The 19,190-nt window shown below is 29.9% G+C and carries 15 protein-coding genes, 1 rRNA gene and 1 riboswitch; of the genes, 4 read left to right on the top strand and 12 right to left on the bottom strand.

Translation table 11 applies throughout. The features are described from left to right. Positions 1-58: 58 nt before the first annotated feature. A 16S ribosomal RNA gene (locus tag F754_RS0106100) occupies positions 59-1,533 on the bottom strand. A 336-nt stretch (positions 1,534-1,869) separates the two neighbouring features. On the opposite strand from F754_RS0106100, the gene F754_RS0106105 reads away from it, so the two are divergent. Then, entirely contained in the window at positions 1,870-3,162 is a 1,293-nt protein-coding gene (locus F754_RS0106105) for a M23 family metallopeptidase (protein ID WP_023649032.1), read from the top strand. On the opposite strand, the gene F754_RS0106110 is transcribed toward F754_RS0106105, so the two are convergent. Genes F754_RS0106110 through F754_RS0106130 form a run of 5 tightly spaced genes read right to left on the bottom strand, consistent with a single transcriptional unit; the run spans position 3,159 to position 7,839 of the window. Then, positions 3,159-3,596, bottom strand: coding sequence for a DUF4167 domain-containing protein (locus F754_RS0106110; protein WP_023649033.1), 438 nt, complete (start codon positions 3,594-3,596; stop codon positions 3,159-3,161). The genes F754_RS0106105 and F754_RS0106110 overlap by 4 nt on opposite strands. Before the next feature lie 12 nt (positions 3,597-3,608). Next, on the bottom strand, positions 3,609-4,451 hold the full coding sequence (gene prmC, locus F754_RS0106115; protein ID WP_027303482.1) for a peptide chain release factor N(5)-glutamine methyltransferase: 843 nt from the start codon (positions 4,449-4,451) through the stop codon (positions 3,609-3,611). After that, on the bottom strand, positions 4,452-5,525 hold the full coding sequence (prfA, locus tag F754_RS0106120; protein ID WP_023649035.1) for a peptide chain release factor 1: 1,074 nt from the start codon (positions 5,523-5,525) through the stop codon (positions 4,452-4,454). Further along, on the bottom strand, positions 5,525-6,622 hold the full coding sequence (gene ispG, locus F754_RS0106125) for a flavodoxin-dependent (E)-4-hydroxy-3-methylbut-2-enyl-diphosphate synthase (protein ID WP_023649036.1): 1,098 nt from the start codon (positions 6,620-6,622) through the stop codon (positions 5,525-5,527). Before ispG ends, prfA begins: the two co-directional genes overlap by 1 nt. 5 nt (positions 6,623-6,627) lie before the next feature. Continuing rightward, positions 6,628-7,839 (bottom strand): aspartate kinase, encoded by a 1,212-nt coding sequence (locus F754_RS0106130; protein WP_023649037.1) that lies wholly within the window; start codon positions 7,837-7,839, stop codon positions 6,628-6,630. Between the two features lie 78 nt (positions 7,840-7,917). On the opposite strand from F754_RS0106130, the gene ubiG reads away from it, so the two are divergent. Continuing rightward, the gene (gene ubiG / locus F754_RS0106135) at positions 7,918-8,640 is read left to right on the top strand and encodes a bifunctional 2-polyprenyl-6-hydroxyphenol methylase/3-demethylubiquinol 3-O-methyltransferase UbiG (RefSeq protein WP_023649038.1); all 723 of its coding nucleotides are present in this window, start codon (positions 7,918-7,920) and stop codon (positions 8,638-8,640) included. Here the strand turns inward: ubiG and F754_RS0106140 are convergent. Together F754_RS0106140 and argJ are read right to left on the bottom strand one after the other, a co-directional pair. Beyond that, positions 8,637-9,065: a DUF1178 family protein gene (locus F754_RS0106140; RefSeq protein ID WP_023649039.1), complete on the bottom strand. Its 429-nt coding sequence runs from the start codon at positions 9,063-9,065 to the stop codon at positions 8,637-8,639. The genes ubiG and F754_RS0106140 overlap by 4 nt on opposite strands. A 39-nt stretch (positions 9,066-9,104) precedes the next feature. Further along, positions 9,105-10,406 carry a bifunctional glutamate N-acetyltransferase/amino-acid acetyltransferase ArgJ gene (argJ, locus tag F754_RS0106145; RefSeq protein WP_023649040.1) on the bottom strand — a complete coding sequence of 434 codons (1,302 nt, stop codon included), beginning with the start codon at positions 10,404-10,406 and terminating at the stop codon, positions 9,105-9,107. Positions 10,407-10,471: 65 nt separating this feature from the next. Here argJ and secA point away from each other — a divergent pair, with 65 nt between their 5' ends. Next, a complete protein-coding gene (gene secA / locus F754_RS0106150; protein WP_023649041.1) occupies positions 10,472-13,009 on the top strand; it encodes a preprotein translocase subunit SecA in 2,538 nt (845 codons plus the stop codon). Between the two features lie 3 nt (positions 13,010-13,012). Here secA and F754_RS0106155 read toward each other — a convergent pair whose 3' ends face one another. Continuing rightward, positions 13,013-14,110 carry an acetyl-CoA carboxylase carboxyltransferase subunit alpha gene (locus F754_RS0106155; protein ID WP_023649042.1) on the bottom strand — a complete coding sequence of 366 codons (1,098 nt, stop codon included), beginning with the start codon at positions 14,108-14,110 and terminating at the stop codon, positions 13,013-13,015. Positions 14,111-14,213: 103 nt separating this feature from the next. Beyond that, positions 14,214-14,302: riboswitch (glycine riboswitch) on the top strand. A gap of 79 nt (positions 14,303-14,381) precedes the next feature. Between F754_RS0106155 and F754_RS0106160 the strand changes: the two genes are divergently transcribed. Beyond that, positions 14,382-16,544, top strand: a complete 2,163-nt coding sequence (locus F754_RS0106160) for a malate synthase G (RefSeq protein ID WP_023649043.1) — start codon at positions 14,382-14,384, stop codon at positions 16,542-16,544. Here F754_RS0106160 and recR read toward each other — a convergent pair. Genes recR through dnaX form a run of 3 tightly spaced genes read right to left on the bottom strand, consistent with a single transcriptional unit; the run spans position 16,531 to position 19,126 of the window. Next, positions 16,531-17,142 carry a recombination mediator RecR gene (gene recR / locus F754_RS0106165; protein WP_023649044.1) on the bottom strand — a complete coding sequence of 204 codons (612 nt, stop codon included), beginning with the start codon at positions 17,140-17,142 and terminating at the stop codon, positions 16,531-16,533. The two genes, F754_RS0106160 and recR, sit on opposite strands and share 14 nt — an antisense overlap. Positions 17,143-17,145: 3 nt before the next feature. Then, a complete protein-coding gene (locus F754_RS0106170; RefSeq protein WP_023649045.1) occupies positions 17,146-17,463 on the bottom strand; it encodes a YbaB/EbfC family nucleoid-associated protein in 318 nt (105 codons plus the stop codon). Further along, on the bottom strand, positions 17,456-19,126 hold the full coding sequence (dnaX, locus tag F754_RS0106175) for a DNA polymerase III subunit gamma/tau (protein ID WP_023649046.1): 1,671 nt from the start codon (positions 19,124-19,126) through the stop codon (positions 17,456-17,458). Before dnaX ends, F754_RS0106170 begins: the two co-directional genes overlap by 8 nt. Positions 19,127-19,190: the final 64 nt, after the last annotated feature.

Raw genomic sequence — 19,190 nt, forward strand, 5'->3', positions numbered from 1 at the left:
GGTCAACATTACCGATGTATATTATTTAGAATGAAATTTTACTTTCATTCATCCTTAGAAAGGAGGTAATCCAGCCGCAGGTTCCCCTACGGCTACCTTGTTACGACTTCACCCCAGTCGCTGACTATACCGTGGTCAAGGGTTTGAAACCTTGCCTTAAGGTAGAACCAACTCCCATGGTGTGACGGGCGGTGTGTACAAGACCCGGGAACGCATTCACCGTGGCACGCTGATCCACGATTACTAGTAATTCCAGCTTCATGCACTCGAGTTGCAGAGTGCAATCCGAACTGAGGTATCTTTTAGGGATTTGCTTAACTTCGCAGTCTTGCTTCCTGTTGTAGATACCATTGTAGCACGTGTGTAGCCCAACACGTAAGGGCCATGAGGACTTGACGTCATCCCCACCTTCCTCCAGCTTATCACTGGCAGTTCTTTCAGAGTGCCCAACTTAATGATGGCAACTAAAAGTGAGGGTTGCGCTCGTTGCGGGACTTAACCCAACATCTCACGACACGAGCTGACGACAGCCATGCAGCACCTGTGTTTCGTCCGGCCGAACCGAAAACTCTAATCTCTTAGAGTCGCGACGAACATGTCAAGTGTTGGTAAGGTTCTGCGCGTATCTTCGAATTAAACCACATGCTCCACTACTTGTGCGGGTCCCCGTCAATTCATTTGAGTTTTAACCTTGCGGTCGTACTCCCCAGGCGGTGTGTTTATCGGTTTCCCTGCGACACTGAAAATAAATTTCCAACGTCTAACACACATCGTTTACGGCATGGACTACGAGGGTATCTAATCCTCTTCGCTACCCATGCTTTCGTTCCTCAGTGTCAGTAATGATCCAGAAAGCTGCCTTCGCAATTGGTATTCTTTCTAATATCTACGAATTTCACCTCTACACTAGAAATTCTGCTTTCCTCTATCATACTCTAGCTGAAAAGTTTTAATGGCAGTTCCAGAGTTAAGCTCTGGGATTTCACCACTAACTTTTTCAACCACCTACGAACTCTTTAAGCCCAGTAATTCCGAACTACGCTAGGTCCCTTCGTATTACCGCGGCTGCTGGCACGAAGTTAGCCGGACCTTCTTATTCGGGTACAGTCATTTTCTTCCCCGACGAAAGAGCTTTACAACCCAAGGGCCTTCTTCACTCACGCGGCATCGCTGCATCAGAGTTTCCTCCATTGTGCAAGATTCCCCACTGCTGCCTCCCGTAGGAGTTTGGGCCGTGTCTCAGTCCCAATGTGGCTGATCATCCTCTCAAATCAGCTATTGATCACAGTCTTGGTAGGCCATTACCCCACCAACAAACTAATCAAGTGCAGGCTCATCCAATGGTGCATAAAGCTTTCTCCGTAAAGACTTATCCGGTATTAGCACAAGTTTCCTCGTGTTATTCCAGGCCAAAGGGCAGATACCTACATGTTACTCACCCGTCTGCCACTAAGTATTGCTACTTCGTTCGACTTGCATGTGTTAGGCGTGCCGCCAGCGTACGTTCTGAGCCATGATCAAACTCTCAAGTTTAAAAACGGCGCACACTAGCTTCTATATAAATTCTAAGAATAAAATTTATATAATGTTGAAGTGTGTACGACAAATTTTGGTAACCTTAACCGTCCACACTTCTCTTCTTAAATTTTTACTTTTCAAATAGCTAATTGGGTCTAAAAAGCCCAATAATCCACACTAATCTATTGTGTTAACAATAATTTCAGTGAGAAAGTGTGACGCTTATAGGCTAAAATAAAAGGAAATCAAGCATTTATGAATAAAAAAAAAACAAAAAATTGATGATTTTATTGGGTTTTTTTTGATTTTTTAACACTGCTAAACTAATAATTCTAATCAAAACATTTATAAATGATAAAAACACTTATACCATTTTTTTTTAAAAATTTAAAAATACTAGGATTAATCTTTCTAGTTGTTTTCACAATAACAATTGCAACATTATCTAATCATCAAAAAAAGTTAAATAAAAATCAATACAATAATTTTATTAATAATATTTATTTAAAAAAAACTCTTAATGAAATTGTTAATAACTTAGAACCTAGATACAAAAAATTTAATCATAAAATCAAATCTGGAGAAACTTTTGATAAAATATTAAGTGGTTATTCAATAGAAAAAGAAGAGATAAGTGCTATCAAAGAAAGTCTTTTAAAAAAGTTTAACATTAATAAATTAAATACTAACCAAAAAATTCAAATTATTTTAGATCAAACTAATAATAAAATAAAAGAATTTATTTTTCAAATTTCTAATACTGAAAAGATTTATTTATCTAAGAGCAGTGAAGAAAAAAAATTTAATGAGAAAATATTAACTTTAAAATTAAATAAGAAAATTATTTATAATGAAAATGTAATTCTTCAAAGTCTATATAAAGCTGCAACTGATCAAAATATACCGCCTAATACTATAATCGAATTTGCAAGAATTTATGGATTTCAAGTAGATTTTCAAAGAGATATTCGTAAAAAAGATAAATTTCAAATTATGTATGAAGTATTTATTGATAAGAATAATAAAGTAATTGAAACAGGAGAAATCATTTTTGCAAATCTTAAATTAAGTGGTCAGGATAATTCATTATATTATTTTGATAAAGAAAATGTTGAGGGCCATTACGACAAAAATGGAAAAAGTGTTCAAAAGGCTTTGATGAAAACACCTATTAATGGTGCAAGATTATCATCATCTTTTGGAATGAGAAAACATCCTATAGATGGATTTAACAAAATGCATAGAGGAACTGATTTTGCAGCACCTAAAGGAACACCAATTATGGCTTCTGGAAATGGTATAGTCAAAAAAGCTGGTTGGTGTGGAGGTGGTGGTAATTGCGTTAAAATAAAACATAACTCAACATATGAAACAGTTTATGCACACATGTTTAAATTTGCACGAGGAATTAAAAAAGGTGTTAGGGTAAAACAAGGTCAAACTATTGGTTATGTTGGATCGACTGGAAAATCAACTGGTCCACATTTGCATTATGAAGTTATTGTTAATGGAAAAAAAGTTAATTCTCAAAAACTAAAACTTCCATCAGGTAAAATTTTAAAGGGTAAAAACAGAGAACTTTTTGAAACTAAAAAAATAAAATTAAATGTTTTGAAATCAGAAAAAATTATTGGATTAAACTAACTTGTCTCAGTTTTTTCTTTAGAAATTTGATTAATCTCTGTTACAATTTTCTTATCATTAGTATTAATTACTTCAGATTTATCAGATAAATCTTTAATTTCTGAATTGTTTTCAGTAGATTTATTTTCAGCAAATTTTAGTTTTTTGTAATTTTCTTGCTCATTTAAAATTCTTGTGAAGTGATCTGCGTGCTGAAGATAATTTTCAGATAATATCTTATCTCCATTAGAAGATGCCTCTCTTGCTAAATCATTGTATTTTTCAATTAATTTTGGCGCATTGTGATTATTTCTTCCAGGAACTTTTCTTTTGAAATTATCATTATTTGAGTAATTTGATCCAAATTTAGGTCTATCTCCATTACTTTTAAAATTTCTATCATTTCTTCTGAAATTATTTCTTCTAGGGTTATTATTGTTTCTAAATGTTACCATAAATTTATTTAATTATATTTTAGTACTTACAATGCAACGGTCATTCTTTGCAAGGTCCTTAACTGTACTATTTATATAAAAACCTTTATTATTTAATAATTTAATAACTTTACTTTTTTGATCAAAACCAATCTCTAAAATAAATTTTCCATTTTTTTTTAACAGTTCAGATGATTTTTTTATTACTTTTCTGATAACTGATAAACCATCTAATCCACCGTCTAGAGCCAACTTAGGCTCAAACTTAAAAATATCATTCTCCAAATATTTTAAATAACTTTTTTTAATATAAGGGGGATTAGAAACAATCAAATCATATTTGCCTTGAGTAAATTTGTCAACATCTGATTTATAAAATTTTACTCTTTCCTCTAATAAGAGCTTTTTTGCATTTATTTTAGATATTTCTAGTGAATTTTTACTAATATCTATTCCTGATCCGTAAAAATTCTTTCTTTCTTTTAAAATACTCAATAGAATACAGCCTGAACCAACTCCAATATCAAGAATTCTTAAATAATTCTTATTCTTAGTAACTTTTAAAATTTGTTCTATAACAATTTCTGTATCAGGACGTGGTATTAGTGCATTTTTATTTACATAAAATTCACTTTTCCAAAAAAACTTATTGTTTAATAGATAGGCTATTGGTTTTCTAGTAGCTCGTTCATGCACTAATTTTTTAAAATATTCTAAATTCTTAATATTTAAAACTTTATTATGATTTAAAATTATGTATTCACGATTTTTGTCTAAAGCTTTAGCCATTAAAATTTCTGTGTCGAGTTGAGCTGATAAAATAGATTTATCTCTCAGAATATTTACACCTTCAATAACTGCAGACTGAATATTCATTTAATTTAAACTACTTAAACTATCTTCTTGTGCTTGTAAGGTTAGTGACTCAATCATTTCATCAAAAGCTTCACCTTCTAAAAATTCCTCTAACCTGTGAAGCGTTAAATTAATTCTGTGATCTGTCACTCTACCTTGGGGAAAATTATAAGTTCTAATTCTTTCAGATCTATCTCCTGTTCCAATTTTTGTTTTTCTATCTTGCGATCTTTCTTGGTCAATTCTTGATCTTTCTAATTCATATAACCTTGACCTTAAAATTTTCATACCTTTGGCTTTATTTTTATGCTGAGATTTTTCATCTTGCTGGGAAACTGATAACCCTGTCGGTATATGGGTAATTCTTACTGCACTATCTGTTGTATTTACCGACTGTCCTCCAGGTCCACCTGCCCTAAAAACATCTATCCTTAAATCAGACTCATTTATTTTAAGATCAACCTCCTCTGCTTCTGGCAATACTGCTACTGTTGCGGCTGAAGTATGAATTCTTCCTTGTGTTTCTGTATCTGGTACTCTTTGGACTCTATGAACTCCACTTTCATATTTCAAAGTTGAATAAATATTAGTTCCTTTTATTGATGCTATAACCTCTTTTAACCCTCCGGCATCACTCCTAGAAATTGATATTAATTCTAATGTCCATCTTTTTTTATGACTAACTTTTTCATACATCTTAAAAAGATCTGAAGCAAATAAGCTTGCTTCTAACCCTCCAGTTCCTGCTCTGATTTCTATGATGGCATTTTTTTTATCAGCTTCATCTTTTGGAAGTAAAAATAATTTCAATTTTTTTTCATTTATTTCGAATTCAGACTTTAAGTCTAACAATTCAAGTTCAGCCATATCTTTTAATTCTTTATCTACAGAGCTATCATTTAAAATTTTTTCCAAATCTTTTTTATCATTTTCATATGATAAATATTTTCTTGCATTTTCTATAATTTCGTTAACATCGGAATACTCCTTTGATTTTTCTGCAAATAATTTTTTGTCTATTTCACCAGTAGATAGATCTTTTTCTAAAGTTGAATGCTTAGATATAAGTTCTTCAATTGTTTTTGCAGGTATCATTAATTTTTTTCTAACTCTAAAGCTTTTTTTTCTACTTCAGCTACTACTTTATCAATTATTTCATTTGTTAAGACTTTTTTACTCTGAACACCAGAAAGATACAGCATATTGTTGCCTTTTCCGCCTCCTGTAATACCCACATCTGTCATTGCTGCTTCACCAGGCCCATTTACTACACATCCAATTATTGAGAGTGTAACTGGGGTTTTTATATGAGATAGTTTTTCTTCTAAAATCTTGACTGTATCAATTACTTGAAAAGCTTGTCTGGCACACGATGGACATGATATAATTTTAACTCCCCTGTTTCTTAAACCTAGTGATTTTAATATTTCATTTCCTACTTTAATTTCTTGAGTTGGATCATCTGATAAAGAAATTCTTATTGTATCTCCAATCCCATCCATTAATAGAGATCCAAGACCTATTGATGATTTTATACTTCCTGACACAAAACTTCCAGCCTCAGTTATTCCAAGATGTAATGGGTAGTCTGTTACCTTAGAAAGTTGACGATATGCAGCAATCGATAGGAAAACATCTGAAGATTTTACACTTATTTTAAAGTTAAAAAAATCTTGATCTTCTAAAATCTTGATATTTCTTTGTGCACTTTCAACTAAAGCTTCAGGGCAAGGTTCTTTAAATTTTTCCAAAATATCTTTCTCAAGAGATCCAGCATTTACTCCTATTCTAATTGAGCAATCATTATTTTTTGCTGCGCTCAAAACCTCATGAATTTTTACTTTATCACCTATATTGCCTGGATTAATTCTCAAACATTTTGCCCCACTTTCTGCGGCCTCAACTGCTCTTTTATAATGAAAATGTATATCCGCTACAATTGGTATTGGCACATGATTAACTATTTCTTTAAGTGCAGCTGTAGACTCTTTATCGGGACATGAAACTCTAACAATATCAGCACCTTCTTTAGCAATATTATTAATTTGATTGATTGTTGCTTTAACATCAGTAGTTAAGGTATTCGTCATTGACTGAACTGAAATTGGATTGTCCCCACCAATCTTCACATCACCAACATTTATTACTTTTGTTTTTTTTCGATTAATATTTCTGAAGGGCCTGAGGCTCATAAAATTTAGTCTAATTTAAACTCTTTATGCAATACAGCTATAGCTTTTTTTACTTTATTTGAAGCAACTAAAACTGATATTTTAATTTCAGATGTAGATATTACCAATATATTTATCTTTTTTGAAGCTAAAGCTTGAAACATTCGATAGGTTATTCCTGGAGTTGTTATCATTCCAACTCCAATAATTGAAACTTTAGATACATCTTTATCAAAAGATAATTTTTTATAAGAAATTTTTTTATTTTGCTTAATTAATTTTTCTGCTTTTTTTAAATCTTCAGATTTGATTGTAAACGTAAGATCTGTTTCTTTACCATTGAGTGAAATATTTTGGACAACCATATCTACATTTATCAAGTTTTGAGATAGAGGTTTAAATATAGATGCTGCTACACCTGGTCTATCTTTAACTCCTTCAATTGTAATTTTTGCATCATTTTTTGTTGATGAAATTCCGGTTATAATTTGATCACTAAAAGCTTTAGATGAATTTGTGATCAATGTTCCAGACTTTGAAACAAATGAAGATTTAACCTTTATATCTATTTTATTCAATTTTGCGTCTTGCACAGAAGTTGGTTGCATAACTTTTGAGCCTAAAGATGCCATTTCTAGCATTTCGTCATAAAATATTTTTTTAATTTTTTTAGCATTTTTATACTGCCTAGGATCTGTTGTATAAACACCGTCTACATCAGTATAAATAATACACTCATCTGCTTTAATAAATTTAGCTAACATGATTGCTGTCGCGTCTGATCCACTTCTACCAATAGTTGTTAGTCTATAATTTTTGTTTATCCCTTGAAAGCCTGTGATTACAGGAATGCCTCCAACTTTAAGATAGTTCTGTAATTCTTTTGAAACCACTCTATTAATTCTAGCTGCTGTGTGAGAACCTTCGGTTATAATTGGTATTTGCCAAGATAACCAAGATCTAGATTTAAACCCAATATGATTTAATCTTCCAGCAATTAAAGCACAAGAAACTTGCTCCCCTGTAGATAAAAGAGTGTCATATTCTGCTTTGTCAAAATTGTTACTAATTAATTTAGATTTATTAACTAATTCGTTAGTTACACCGCTCATAGCTGATGAAATCACTACTACTTTATTTTTCTTCTTTTTATAAGAAGATATAATTTTACATACCTTTTTAATCCTATCTATACTTCCTACAGAAGTTCCACCAAACTTTAAAACAACAGTTTTCATTGATCAAATTTATTTATTATAATTTAATAAATAATTGATAAAATACATCTTAATTGTTATGTCAACTAATTATCGATTATGAGCAGTGTAAATAAAAAAGAAATTGAAAAATTTTCAAAAATGGCGGCTGAATGGTGGGACCCAAATGGAAAATTTAAACCACTTCATAAGTTTAATCCAATAAGAATTAAGTATATTAAAGAAAACATTATCAATAGTTTTAAATTAAAGGCTAAACAAAAACCTTTAGATAAAATCAATATACTAGATGTAGGATGTGGTGGAGGGCTTCTTTCTGAGCCAATGACAAGATTAGGTGCGAACGTGACTGGAATTGATGCGTCCAGTAAAAATATTAATATTGCTAAGTTGCATGCAAAAAAAAATAAACTTAAAATTAATTATTTATGCTCATCTCCTGAAAAGTTAAAAATTCAAAAAAAATTTGATGTCATTTTAAATATGGAAATAGTTGAACACGTTGAAGATATTAATTTTTTTATAAATTCTTGCTCAAAACTTCTTAAAAAAAATGGTCTTATGTTTGTTGCAACTCTTAATAAAACATTAAAGTCATATGTGTTTGCAATAATTGGGGCAGAATATGTTTTAAGATGGCTTCCGATAGGAACCCATGACTGGGAAAAATTTGTGAGACCAGAAGATCTTAAAAAAATTTTAAGCAAAAATAATCTAAAATTAGAAAAATTAGATGGGATGAATTTTAATATTATTAAAGATGAGTGGAGTGTTTCTTCTGATGCTTCAATAAATTATATTGTAAAATCTATAAAACTCTAATTTTCTTTATCTTCTACCCAGGGAATCATCTGCGCATCAATGCCCTCTTCCTTAAGCTCCTTAAGATCTTTCTTAGAAGCATTTCCGTATATACCTTTGGATTTTTTTTTAGGATTATAGTGTATAGATCGAGCTTCATAAGCAAAATTTTCGCCAACAAACTTAAAATTGTCTTTAATAAATTTCTGATAGCTTTTAATAGTTTTTTTTACATTTTCGTATTTATCTAATTGCAAATTATTTTTTATAACTTTTTTGTTGTTCTTTATACTTGGTGCCATAAGTGTTTTGTCCACTTTTTTAGAATTACAAATATGACAGACTAGAAACTGTTTTTTTTTTAATTTTTCAAATTCTTTGGATGAAGCAAACCAGCTATCAAAAGTTATCTCGCAGTCTTTACATGATAATTTATATTTGATCATATTATAGAATTAATAATTATTACAAAATTTTCAATACCACTAACTTCTGTAATCTGTATTAATATCAATATATTTTTTCGTGAAGTCCATTGTATAAACAGTAAAACTTTTCTTTCCTGTAAAAATTTCAATATTAAGATCAATATTTTCATTTTTCATATATTCTGAAGTTTTTGTTTCATCATAACTTTGATGTAATTTTCCATCTTGTACAATTTGCAAATTTCCAAATTTAATTAAAAGTTTTTTTAAATTTATTTTTGGTCCAGCTTTACCTATCGCCATAATTACTCTACCCCAATTAGGATCTTCGCCAGCAATTGCAGTTTTCACTAATGGAGAGTTAGCAATTGAAAGAGCAATCTGTTTAGCCTCTATTTCGGATTTACATTTTTTTACATTAATCGTCACAAACTTTGAGGACCCTTCTCCATCTGAAACCACTCTTTTTGCTAAATTTAATAAAACCTTATTTAAAGCTTTGTCAAAATTTTGTATTTTTTTATCATTTATATTTTTAATTTGAACGTTATCTGCTTTACAGGTTGCAAAGATTGTTGCCATATCATTTGTACTTGTATCGCCATCACAAGTTATAGCGTTAAAAGTTGTTGATATATTTTTTTTAAGTAACTTATTTAAAATGTCATTTGATAATTTCGCATCTGTAAAAACATAAACTAAAGTAGTAGCCATATTAGGATGGATCATACCTGAGCCTTTTGCTATTCCATAAATCTTAATTTTTTTATTTGAAATTATGCATTCTTCCATTGCTAACTTGGGCTTAGTGTCAGTTGTCATAATACTAAGTGCAGCTTTCATCCAAATAAATTTATTTTGAGTATATTTAATTTTATTAATTAAACTTGGGATTTGATGAGAAATTTTTTCATATGGATAGGTTTCTCCTATAGTTCCTGTGCAACCAAATATTATATCTTTTGAGGTAATTTTTTTTGGAATATCCTCATCTAGCTCTTGTTTTTTATTTAATTCAGATGAAATAATATCTGATAATTTCTTTAAACTTTCATATCCTTGTTTACCCGTAAAGGCGTTAGCATTCCGAGTGTTAACTAGAAGAGAATAAATTCTTTTGCTATTTTGATTTAAATTCCATTTAATATTTTCAGATACTATTTTTGACTGAGTGTATACTGAAGCATAATTTGCTCCCTCTCTAAAATAAAACATAGATAAGTCATCTCTATTATTATTGTACAAATTTGCACTAACAACAGAAATAGACAGACCATCAACATGATCAAGGTCTTGAAAATCAATCATTCTAGTATTTTTTGATTTTGAGGATAAAAAGTTTGATAAATTAATTCCCATAGTATTTAAAATAATTATTTAATACATATATTAAACAATATAAGTAAAGAATAAATCAAATACTCATGTTTAATCCATTAAATCTAATTACAAAATTTATTAAATCTAGCAATCAAAAAGAGCTTGATAGAATTGGTAAAATTGTAAAAATAATAAATTCACTTGAAGATCAATTTAAAAAACTTGATGACTTAGATTTTCCAAAAAAAACCCAAGAATATAAAGAGCAAATTAAACAAGGAAAAACCTTGGATGAACTTTTACCTGAAGCATTTGCATTGGTAAGAGAGGCCTCAAAAAGAACTAGGAATGAAAGACACTTTGATGTTCAAATTATTGGAGGAATTGTTCTTCATGAAGGTAAGATTGCCGAAATGAGAACAGGTGAGGGTAAAACTCTTACAATTTCTCTTGCTGCATACTTAAACGCTCTTAATGCAAAAGGTGTTCATATTGTTACTGTGAACGATTATCTGGCAAAAAGAGACTCGATAGAAATGGGGCAAATCTATAACTTTTTAGGTTTGTCATCTGGTTACATTAATAACGATCAAGATGATAAAGAACGGAAGAGAAATTATAATTGTGACATCACATATGCAACAAATAGTGAGCTTGGATTTGATTACTTAAGAGATAATATGAAATTTTCAGAAAATGAAATGGTTCAAAGAGAACATTTATTTTCTATAGTTGATGAGATAGACTCATGTTTAATCGATGAGGCAAGAACGCCATTAATAATTTCAGGTTCATCGGAGGATAAAACGGCTCAGTACCTTGCTACTGATAGACTAGTTAAAATTTTAAATAATAAGGATTACGAAATAGATGAAAAAGAAAAAAGTATTCTTTTAACTAATGATGGAATTAACAATGTAGAAAAGCTTTTTTCTGATGCAGGTATTTTAAAAAATAATAACTTTTACGATCCAGAAAATTTACACTTAGTGCATCATGTCAATCAAGCGCTTAGAGCTAATCATTTATTTGAAAAAGGTAAAGATTATATTATTAAAGATGAAAGTTTAAAAATTATTGATGAACTTACAGGAAGAATTCTTGAAGGTAGAAGATTTGGTGATGGTTTACATCAAGCTTTAGAAGCAAAAGAAAAAATAAATATTCAAGCAGAAAATCAAACTTTAGCATCGATAACATATCAAAATTATTTTAAACTATATAAAAAAATATCTGGATGTACTGGGACGGCTGCAACTGAAGCTGAAGAATTTTTTGAAATTTATAATTTGTCAGTTGTTATTATTCCAACTAATAATGAAATGATTAGAAAAGATTACAATGATCAAATATTTAGGACAGAAAATGAAAAAAATGATGCCATTATTGAAAAAATTGTTGATCGTCATAGTGTTGGTCAGCCAATTTTAATTTTTACTTCAAGCATTAATAAATCTGAAATCTATTCAATATTATTAAAGAAAAAAAATATTAAACATGTTGTTTTAAATGCAAAAAATCATGAAAATGAAGCAGATATAATAGCTAATGCAGGTAAAGAAAAATCAGTAATAATTACAACAAGTATTTCCGGAAGAGGTGTAGATATTCAACTTGGTGGTAAAAAAGGATCTATCGAAGAGGATCAACTTAAAATAGATAAAGATAAAATAAAATCTTTGGGTGGATTGTTTGTTGTTGGAACTGAAAGAATGGAGTCGAGAAGAGTTGATAATCAAGCAAGAGGTAGAGCAGGTAGACAAGGTGACGAAGGAAGCTCTATATTTTATGTTAGTCTTGAGGATGATTTAATGAGAATTTTTGGATCAGAATCTATGAACAAAATGTTAGAAAAATTAGGACTTAAAGATGGAGAAAGTATAGATCATCCTTGGATCAATAAAGCTCTGGAAAGAGCTCAACAAAAAGTTGAAGCAAGAAATTTTGATATTAGAAAAACCTTAATTAAATTTGACAATGTTTTAAATGATCAAAGGTATGTCGTATTTTCTCAGCGAAAAAATGCAATGAATAGTCAAAATATATTTGACTATTCTGATGAATTTTTAAAAGAAATTATTGAAGATATAATTAAGTTAAAAATTCAAAATTTATCAAATCCTAAAAGTAATGAATTTAGCAATCGCTTAAAACAAATTGTTGGTAAAAGTTTTGATGAATTAGAATTAAAAGAATTAATTTCTGCAAAAGATGAAGGATTGAAAGAAAAAATTATTAATAAATTTTCAGAGTCTCGACAAGAAAGAGTGAAACTTTTAGGTGAAGATCATGCAAAAGAAATAGAAAAAAGAATCTTCTTACAATCGATAGATCTTAATTGGAAATCCCATATTCAGTATCTTGAGCAACTAAGACAAGTAATTGGACTAAGATCTTATGGACAACGGGATCCTTTGGTTGAGTATAAAAAAGAAGCTTTTGATTTATTTTCTAATCTTCTTGATAAATTAAAATTAGATTATGTAACTATTCTAATGAATTTAAAAGTTGTAACAGAACAACAAGAAGAAAACAAAAAATCAATAATAGATCATATTAAAAGCGGAAAGAAAATTGGTAGAAACGAGCCATGCTCATGTGGATCTGGTAAAAAATTTAAATATTGTTGCGGTGCCTTATAAATTTTAGAATAGACTAAAAGCAAAAAGCAATAAAACTAAAACGGTAATTGTTGAACCAATTAAAACTTTTTTAGATTTAAAAATTTTCTCAAAATTATTATCTTTAATTGTAAGAGTGCTTAAATCTTCAGGGTTACTGACAAATCCTTTATTTCTTCCAATTTTTAAAAACTTATTCTTTCTTTCATTCATTATTTCTTCAGAAGATAATTCTTTAAAGTAGTCTAAATTTTTTGAAATTGAGTCTCTTAAATTATCTAGCATTAGATCTCTATCTCTATGAGCTCCTCCTAGTGGCTCAGAAATTATCTCGTCAATAACTTTTAATTCTAATAAATCTTTTGCTGAAAGCTTCATGGCTTTTGCAGCATCAAGCATTTTTTTAGGATCTCTCCACAGAATAGTTGCGCACCCTTCTGGAGAAATTACAGAATAAATAGCATTTTCTAACATAATAACTTTATTAGATGACGCTAAAGCAATTGCGCCTCCAGAACCTCCTTCTCCAATAATTATTGCTAAAGTTGGAACACTTAGTTCCATGCAACACTCGATTGATTTAGCAATAGCCTCTGCCTGGCCTCTTTCCTCAGCTCCAACTCCTGGATATGCTCCTGGAGTATCGATAAATGATATTATTGGAATATTAAATTTATTTGCTAAATTCATTAATCGAATTGTTTTTCGATAACCTTCGGGTCTCATCATTCCAAAATTTCTTTCAATTCTAGTCTCTAAATTTTCACCTTTTTCTTGACCTATTACTAAAACTGATGTGCCGTTAAATTTTGCAAATCCAGTTAAAACAGACTTATCCTCACCATAAAAACGATCTCCTGATAAAGAAATAAAATCATCAAACAAGTTGTCAATAAAAAACTTAGATTTTGGCCTGTCCTCATGACGAGCAACCATTGTAGTTTGCCAGGGATCAAGGTTAGAATAAATATCTTTTAATTTCTCATCAAGTTCGGCTTGTGTGCTAGATATTTTTTGAGTATCTACCTCTGAGAGACCGTCTTGATTATAAGGATCTTTTAATTTTTCTATCTCAGACTCTAAATTTTTAATATCTGTCTCAAAATTAAGATAATTTTTCATAAATTGTTTATATTAGAAACTTAAATTATAAAAAAGGCAATAAAATGTTAATTAAAACTAATTTTTAGCATTATTAATTGACTTAAAATATTTAAACGATACAAATTTCTCATCGGGAGAGACTAACAGCGTTTTAGCGCCGAAGGAGCAACCACCCCGGAAACTCTCAGGCAAATGGACCGATCAAAGCATAACACTCTGGAAAGAGATTAATTTCCGCCGAAGGAGCAAAACTCTCAGGCAAAAATACAGATGGGGTAACAAATGTGATATGCCAGATAAATATATAAATATTCATTCTCTCAAAGTTTCAGAAAGCCTATCAAAATTTGTTAATGATGAGCTATTAATAGATACGGGTATATCATCTGATAAATTTTGGATGGGATTTGAGAAAAGTGTTAACGAGCTTGAACCAAAAAATAGAGAATTAATTAACTTTAGAGAAGTTTTACAAAAAAAAATTGATGATTGGCATATTAAAAATAAAGGCGATGAAATTAAATTAGATGAATATAAAAAATTTTTATACGAGATTGGGTATCTAAAAGAGGAAGGGCCAGATTTTTCAATAAAAACAGAAAATGTAGATGATGAAATAACAAAAATAGCAGGGCCACAACTAGTTGTACCAATCATGAACGCGCGTTATGCTCTTAATGCGGCAAATGCAAGGTGGATGAGTTTATACGATAGTTTGTATGGAACTGATGTTATAGAACAATCCGAAGACAGTGTATCTGAAAGATATGATCCTTTAAGAGGAGAAATGGTTATCAAATATTCAAGAGATTTTTTAGATAAATATTTTCCACTTAAAGATCTTAGTTGGCATAAAATTACAAGTATTGCAATTAAAGAAGGTAAATTAAAAATTTTGAAGGGAGCCGATATATTTGATTTAGCTGAAGAAGAAAAATTTATTGGTCACAGAGGAGAAGCCGATAACCCTTCAGCAATTATATTAAAGAATAATAACTTACATATTGAGATTTTAAGAGATTCAAGAGCTTTTAGTGCTCAACAAGATCATGCAGGGATCAGTGATATAATTTTAGAAGCCGCTGTATCAACAATTTGTGATAACGAAGATAGTGTTGCAGCGGTAGATGCTGAAGATAAAGTTATTTGCTATAGAAACTGGCTTGGTTTGATGAAAGGTAACCTTAAAACACAGTTTGAAAAAGATGGAAAATTATTTGAAAGAAAACTTAATCCAAACAGAAGTTATATTTCAAAAGATGGTAAAGGACTTAAATTACATGGAAGGAGTTTATTATTGGTTAGAAACGTAGGTCATTTAATGACAAATCCCTCGATAATTTTAAGTAATGGTAATGAAGTGCCTGAAGGAATTATGGACGCATTTATTACTGTAGCTGCAGCAATTCATGACTTAAAAATTAAATCAAATTCTAGAACAGGATCAATCTACATAGTAAAACCAAAAATGCATGGGCCAGATGAGACTGAATTTACAGATTTAATTTTTTCTAAAGTTGAGGAAGTATTGGGTTTAAAAAAGTATACTTGCAAAATAGGAATTATGGATGAAGAAAGAAGAACTTCATCAAATTTAAAAGAATGTATTAAAACATTAAAAAATAGAGTTTTCTTTATTAATACTGGGTTTTTAGACAGAACAGGTGATGAAATGCACACTTCAATGGAAGCTGGACCAATGATCAAGAAAGGAGATATGAAATCTTCTAAATGGATTTTGGCATATGAAAATAACAATGTTGACGTTGGATTAAAATGTGGTTTGTCAGGAAAAGCTCAAATTGGAAAAGGAATGTGGGCAATGCCGGATAAAATGAAGGATATGATGGAACAAAAGACAGGACACTTAAAAGCAGGAGCTAATTGTGCTTGGGTTCCGTCCCCAACTGCAGCCGCTTTACATTCATTGCATTATCATGAAATAAATATCTTTGATGAACAAAAAAATATTGCAAAAAGAGAAAAGGCAAAACTAGATGATCTTTTAACAGTTCCTGTTGCAAACAGGCCAAATTGGTCTGAGGAAGACATTAATAGTGAAATATCAAACTCAGCACAAACATTACTTGGTTACGTAGTTAGATGGATTGATCAAGGAGTTGGGTGCTCTAAAGTTCCAGATATAAATAACATTGGACTGATGGAAGACAGAGCAACACTTAGAATCTCATCACAACATATTGCTAATTGGATACATCATGGAATAACTACTGAAGTTCAAGTTACAAACATAATGAAAGAAATGGCAAAAATTGTGGATGATCAAAATAAAAGTGATCCAAAATATATTAATATGAGTGATGACTTTGATCGATCGTTAGCATTCAAAACAGCATGTAATTTAATTTTTAAAGGTAAAGAACAACCTTCAGGGTATACTGAACCATTATTGCATCAAAATAGATTGAAAAAGAAACTTAATCTGAATTAGAATTTAAGTTAGATCTATTTTTAAAAGCTGAAAATAGCGTTCCATCATCTAAACTTTCAATCTCACCACCTACAGGCAATCCTTGAGCTAATTTTGTAACTTTTACATTAGTATTTTTTAAACTGTCTTGAATATAATAAGCTGTAGTTTGCCCTTCAACAGTTGCACTTGTTGCAAGTATAACTTCCTCTATGTTGTCTCTATTTACTCTCTCAACTAAAGAATTGATTAAAAGATCTTCTTTTCTTTGGCCAACAGAAGAAATTGTTCCTCCTAAAATATGGAAGTATCCTTGAAAAATATTCGAATTTTCAATTGACCACTGATCAGCAATATCCTCTACAACACAAACTTTTGTATATTTTTCTCTTAAATTTTCACAATTAACACAGCCATTTAAATTTGATTTTAATGAACCACATGAGTTACATCTTGTTACATTTTTATAGACTTGAGCTAATGTACTAGCCATAGGCTTTACTAGCTCATCTCGATTATTAATAAGTTTAAGAACTATTCTTTTTGCTGACTTTGGTCCTAGACCTGGAAGCTTTGAAATTAATTTAATCAATTCTTCAATCTCACTAATATTCTGCATTAATTATAACGGCCATTTAAAACCAGGAATTCCAAAACCTCCCGTAGCTTTTGAAATTTCTTCAGTGGTCTTTGTTTTTAATTGTGATTTTGCACTATTATGAGCAGCAACAATTAAATCCTCAATTATTGTTTTATCTTCTTTAATAATTTCATTAGATAATTCAATTTTTTGCATCTCACCTTCCCCATCAAGAGTAATTTTAACTGAATTAGAGCCCGAAACTCCTTCAGCTTTAATCTCTTTAATTTTTTCTTGGCTTTCTTTCATTTTAGCCTCTAGTTCCTTAGCTTTATCTAAAATCTTTGTAAAATCAGTCATTTTTATCCTCTTTTTTTTCATTCAACTTAACATCTATAAGTTCTGCATCAGGAAATTTTTTCATTACTTTTTTATAAATTTCTGAACTTTTTACTTCATAAATTAATTCATCTTTTTTATTTTTTTGTTTTTCTTTAACTGACATCTCACCTTTAGATTTACTAAACGTAATAATCCATCTTTCAGTGGTCCATTCATAGAGTTTTGAAGAAAGATCTTTTACAAAATCTTTATCTAAATTATCATTAAAAGAAATTTCAATTCTATTTCTTTCAAATTTTACAAGGTTAACATTTTTTTCTAATTCATATTTTAATTTAATTTCTTTTTTTTGCGTGCAAATATCAAGAAGGTCTTCAAATGAATTTATTAAATTTTTATCTATTGTTTTTATCTCTGGTTTAACTTTTGGTTTTTGTTTTTCCTCTTGAACGATATTTTTTATTTGATTAACAATTATTGAATTGTCTTCTGACTTCTGATCATTTTCTTCATCTAATGTTCGATTTTTTAAACTATCATTGCTTACTTCTAGATCCAAATTTTTGTTTAACTTAATTGAGCTTAAGTGCATTAATCTTATTAAGAACATTTCAATTGATAAGTGTTGGTTAGAGACTATATCTAATTCTTCAAGTGAGGAAATTGCAAACTGCCAAAATAAAATTAAAACTTCAGAGTCTACCTGGTTAGAAATATCTTTAATTTTTGAAAACTCTTGATCATTAAGTGAGAAATTTGTACTCTCTAAAGATAATGAATTTATATTTTTAAAGTAATATAATATTTCTAAAAAATCATTAATAAATACTTTTGGTTCAACACCTTGATCATAAATTTTTCTATAAATATTAATTACTTTTTCCTCTTCTCCTCTTAATATTAATTCAAATAAATTAATTAATTGAGATTTATCAAAATATCCAAAAATTTTTTGTGCAGTATTAAGATCTAATTCTGTTTTTTCATCTAGGCTTAGTAAAGCTCTATCTAATAAAGATAATGCGTCTCTTACAGATCCTTCTGATATTTTTACAATTAATTTTAAAGCTTCATCTGATGCTTTACCGTTTTCTTTTTCTTTTATATCTTTAATAAAATTAAATAATTCAGATGATTTAATTCTAGACAAATCAAATCTTTGACACCTTGAAATCACAGTAATGGGTATTTTTTTAATTTCTGTAGTTGCAAAAATAAATTTTAAGTATTCTGGTGGTTCCTCAAGTGTTTTCAACAAAGCATTAAATGCTTGTTTACTTAACATATGAACTTCATCAATTATAAAAATTTTATATTTTGCTGAAGTTGGACCGTATCTGGAAAATTCAATTAGATCTCTTACATCATCTACACCAGTTTTACTTGCCGCATCCATCTCAAGCACATCAATATGACTAGAGTCCGCTATTGATTTACAATTATCGCACAAATCTTTTTTGCATAAATTTTCTATTCCATTTGAACAATTAAGTCCTTTTGCAACAATTCTAGCAGTTGTAGTCTTACCAATTCCTCTTATTCCGGTGAATAGATAGGCATTGGGAATTTTGTCTGCCTTGATAGCATTTGTTATAGTTTCAGACACTGCTTCTTGACCAATAAGATCATCAAAAGTTTTTGGTCTATACTTTAATGCTAATACTTTAGAATTATTGTTCATTTTATTTATTTAAAGGAGACTAGAACCTGAATAACTGTCTCTACGACTGCTTCCGTTAGGATCT

Origin of the sequence: Candidatus Pelagibacter ubique HTCC8051 (assembly GCF_000472605.1) — a bacterium.
Lineage (GTDB): Bacteria > Pseudomonadota > Alphaproteobacteria > Pelagibacterales > Pelagibacteraceae > Pelagibacter > Pelagibacter communis_B.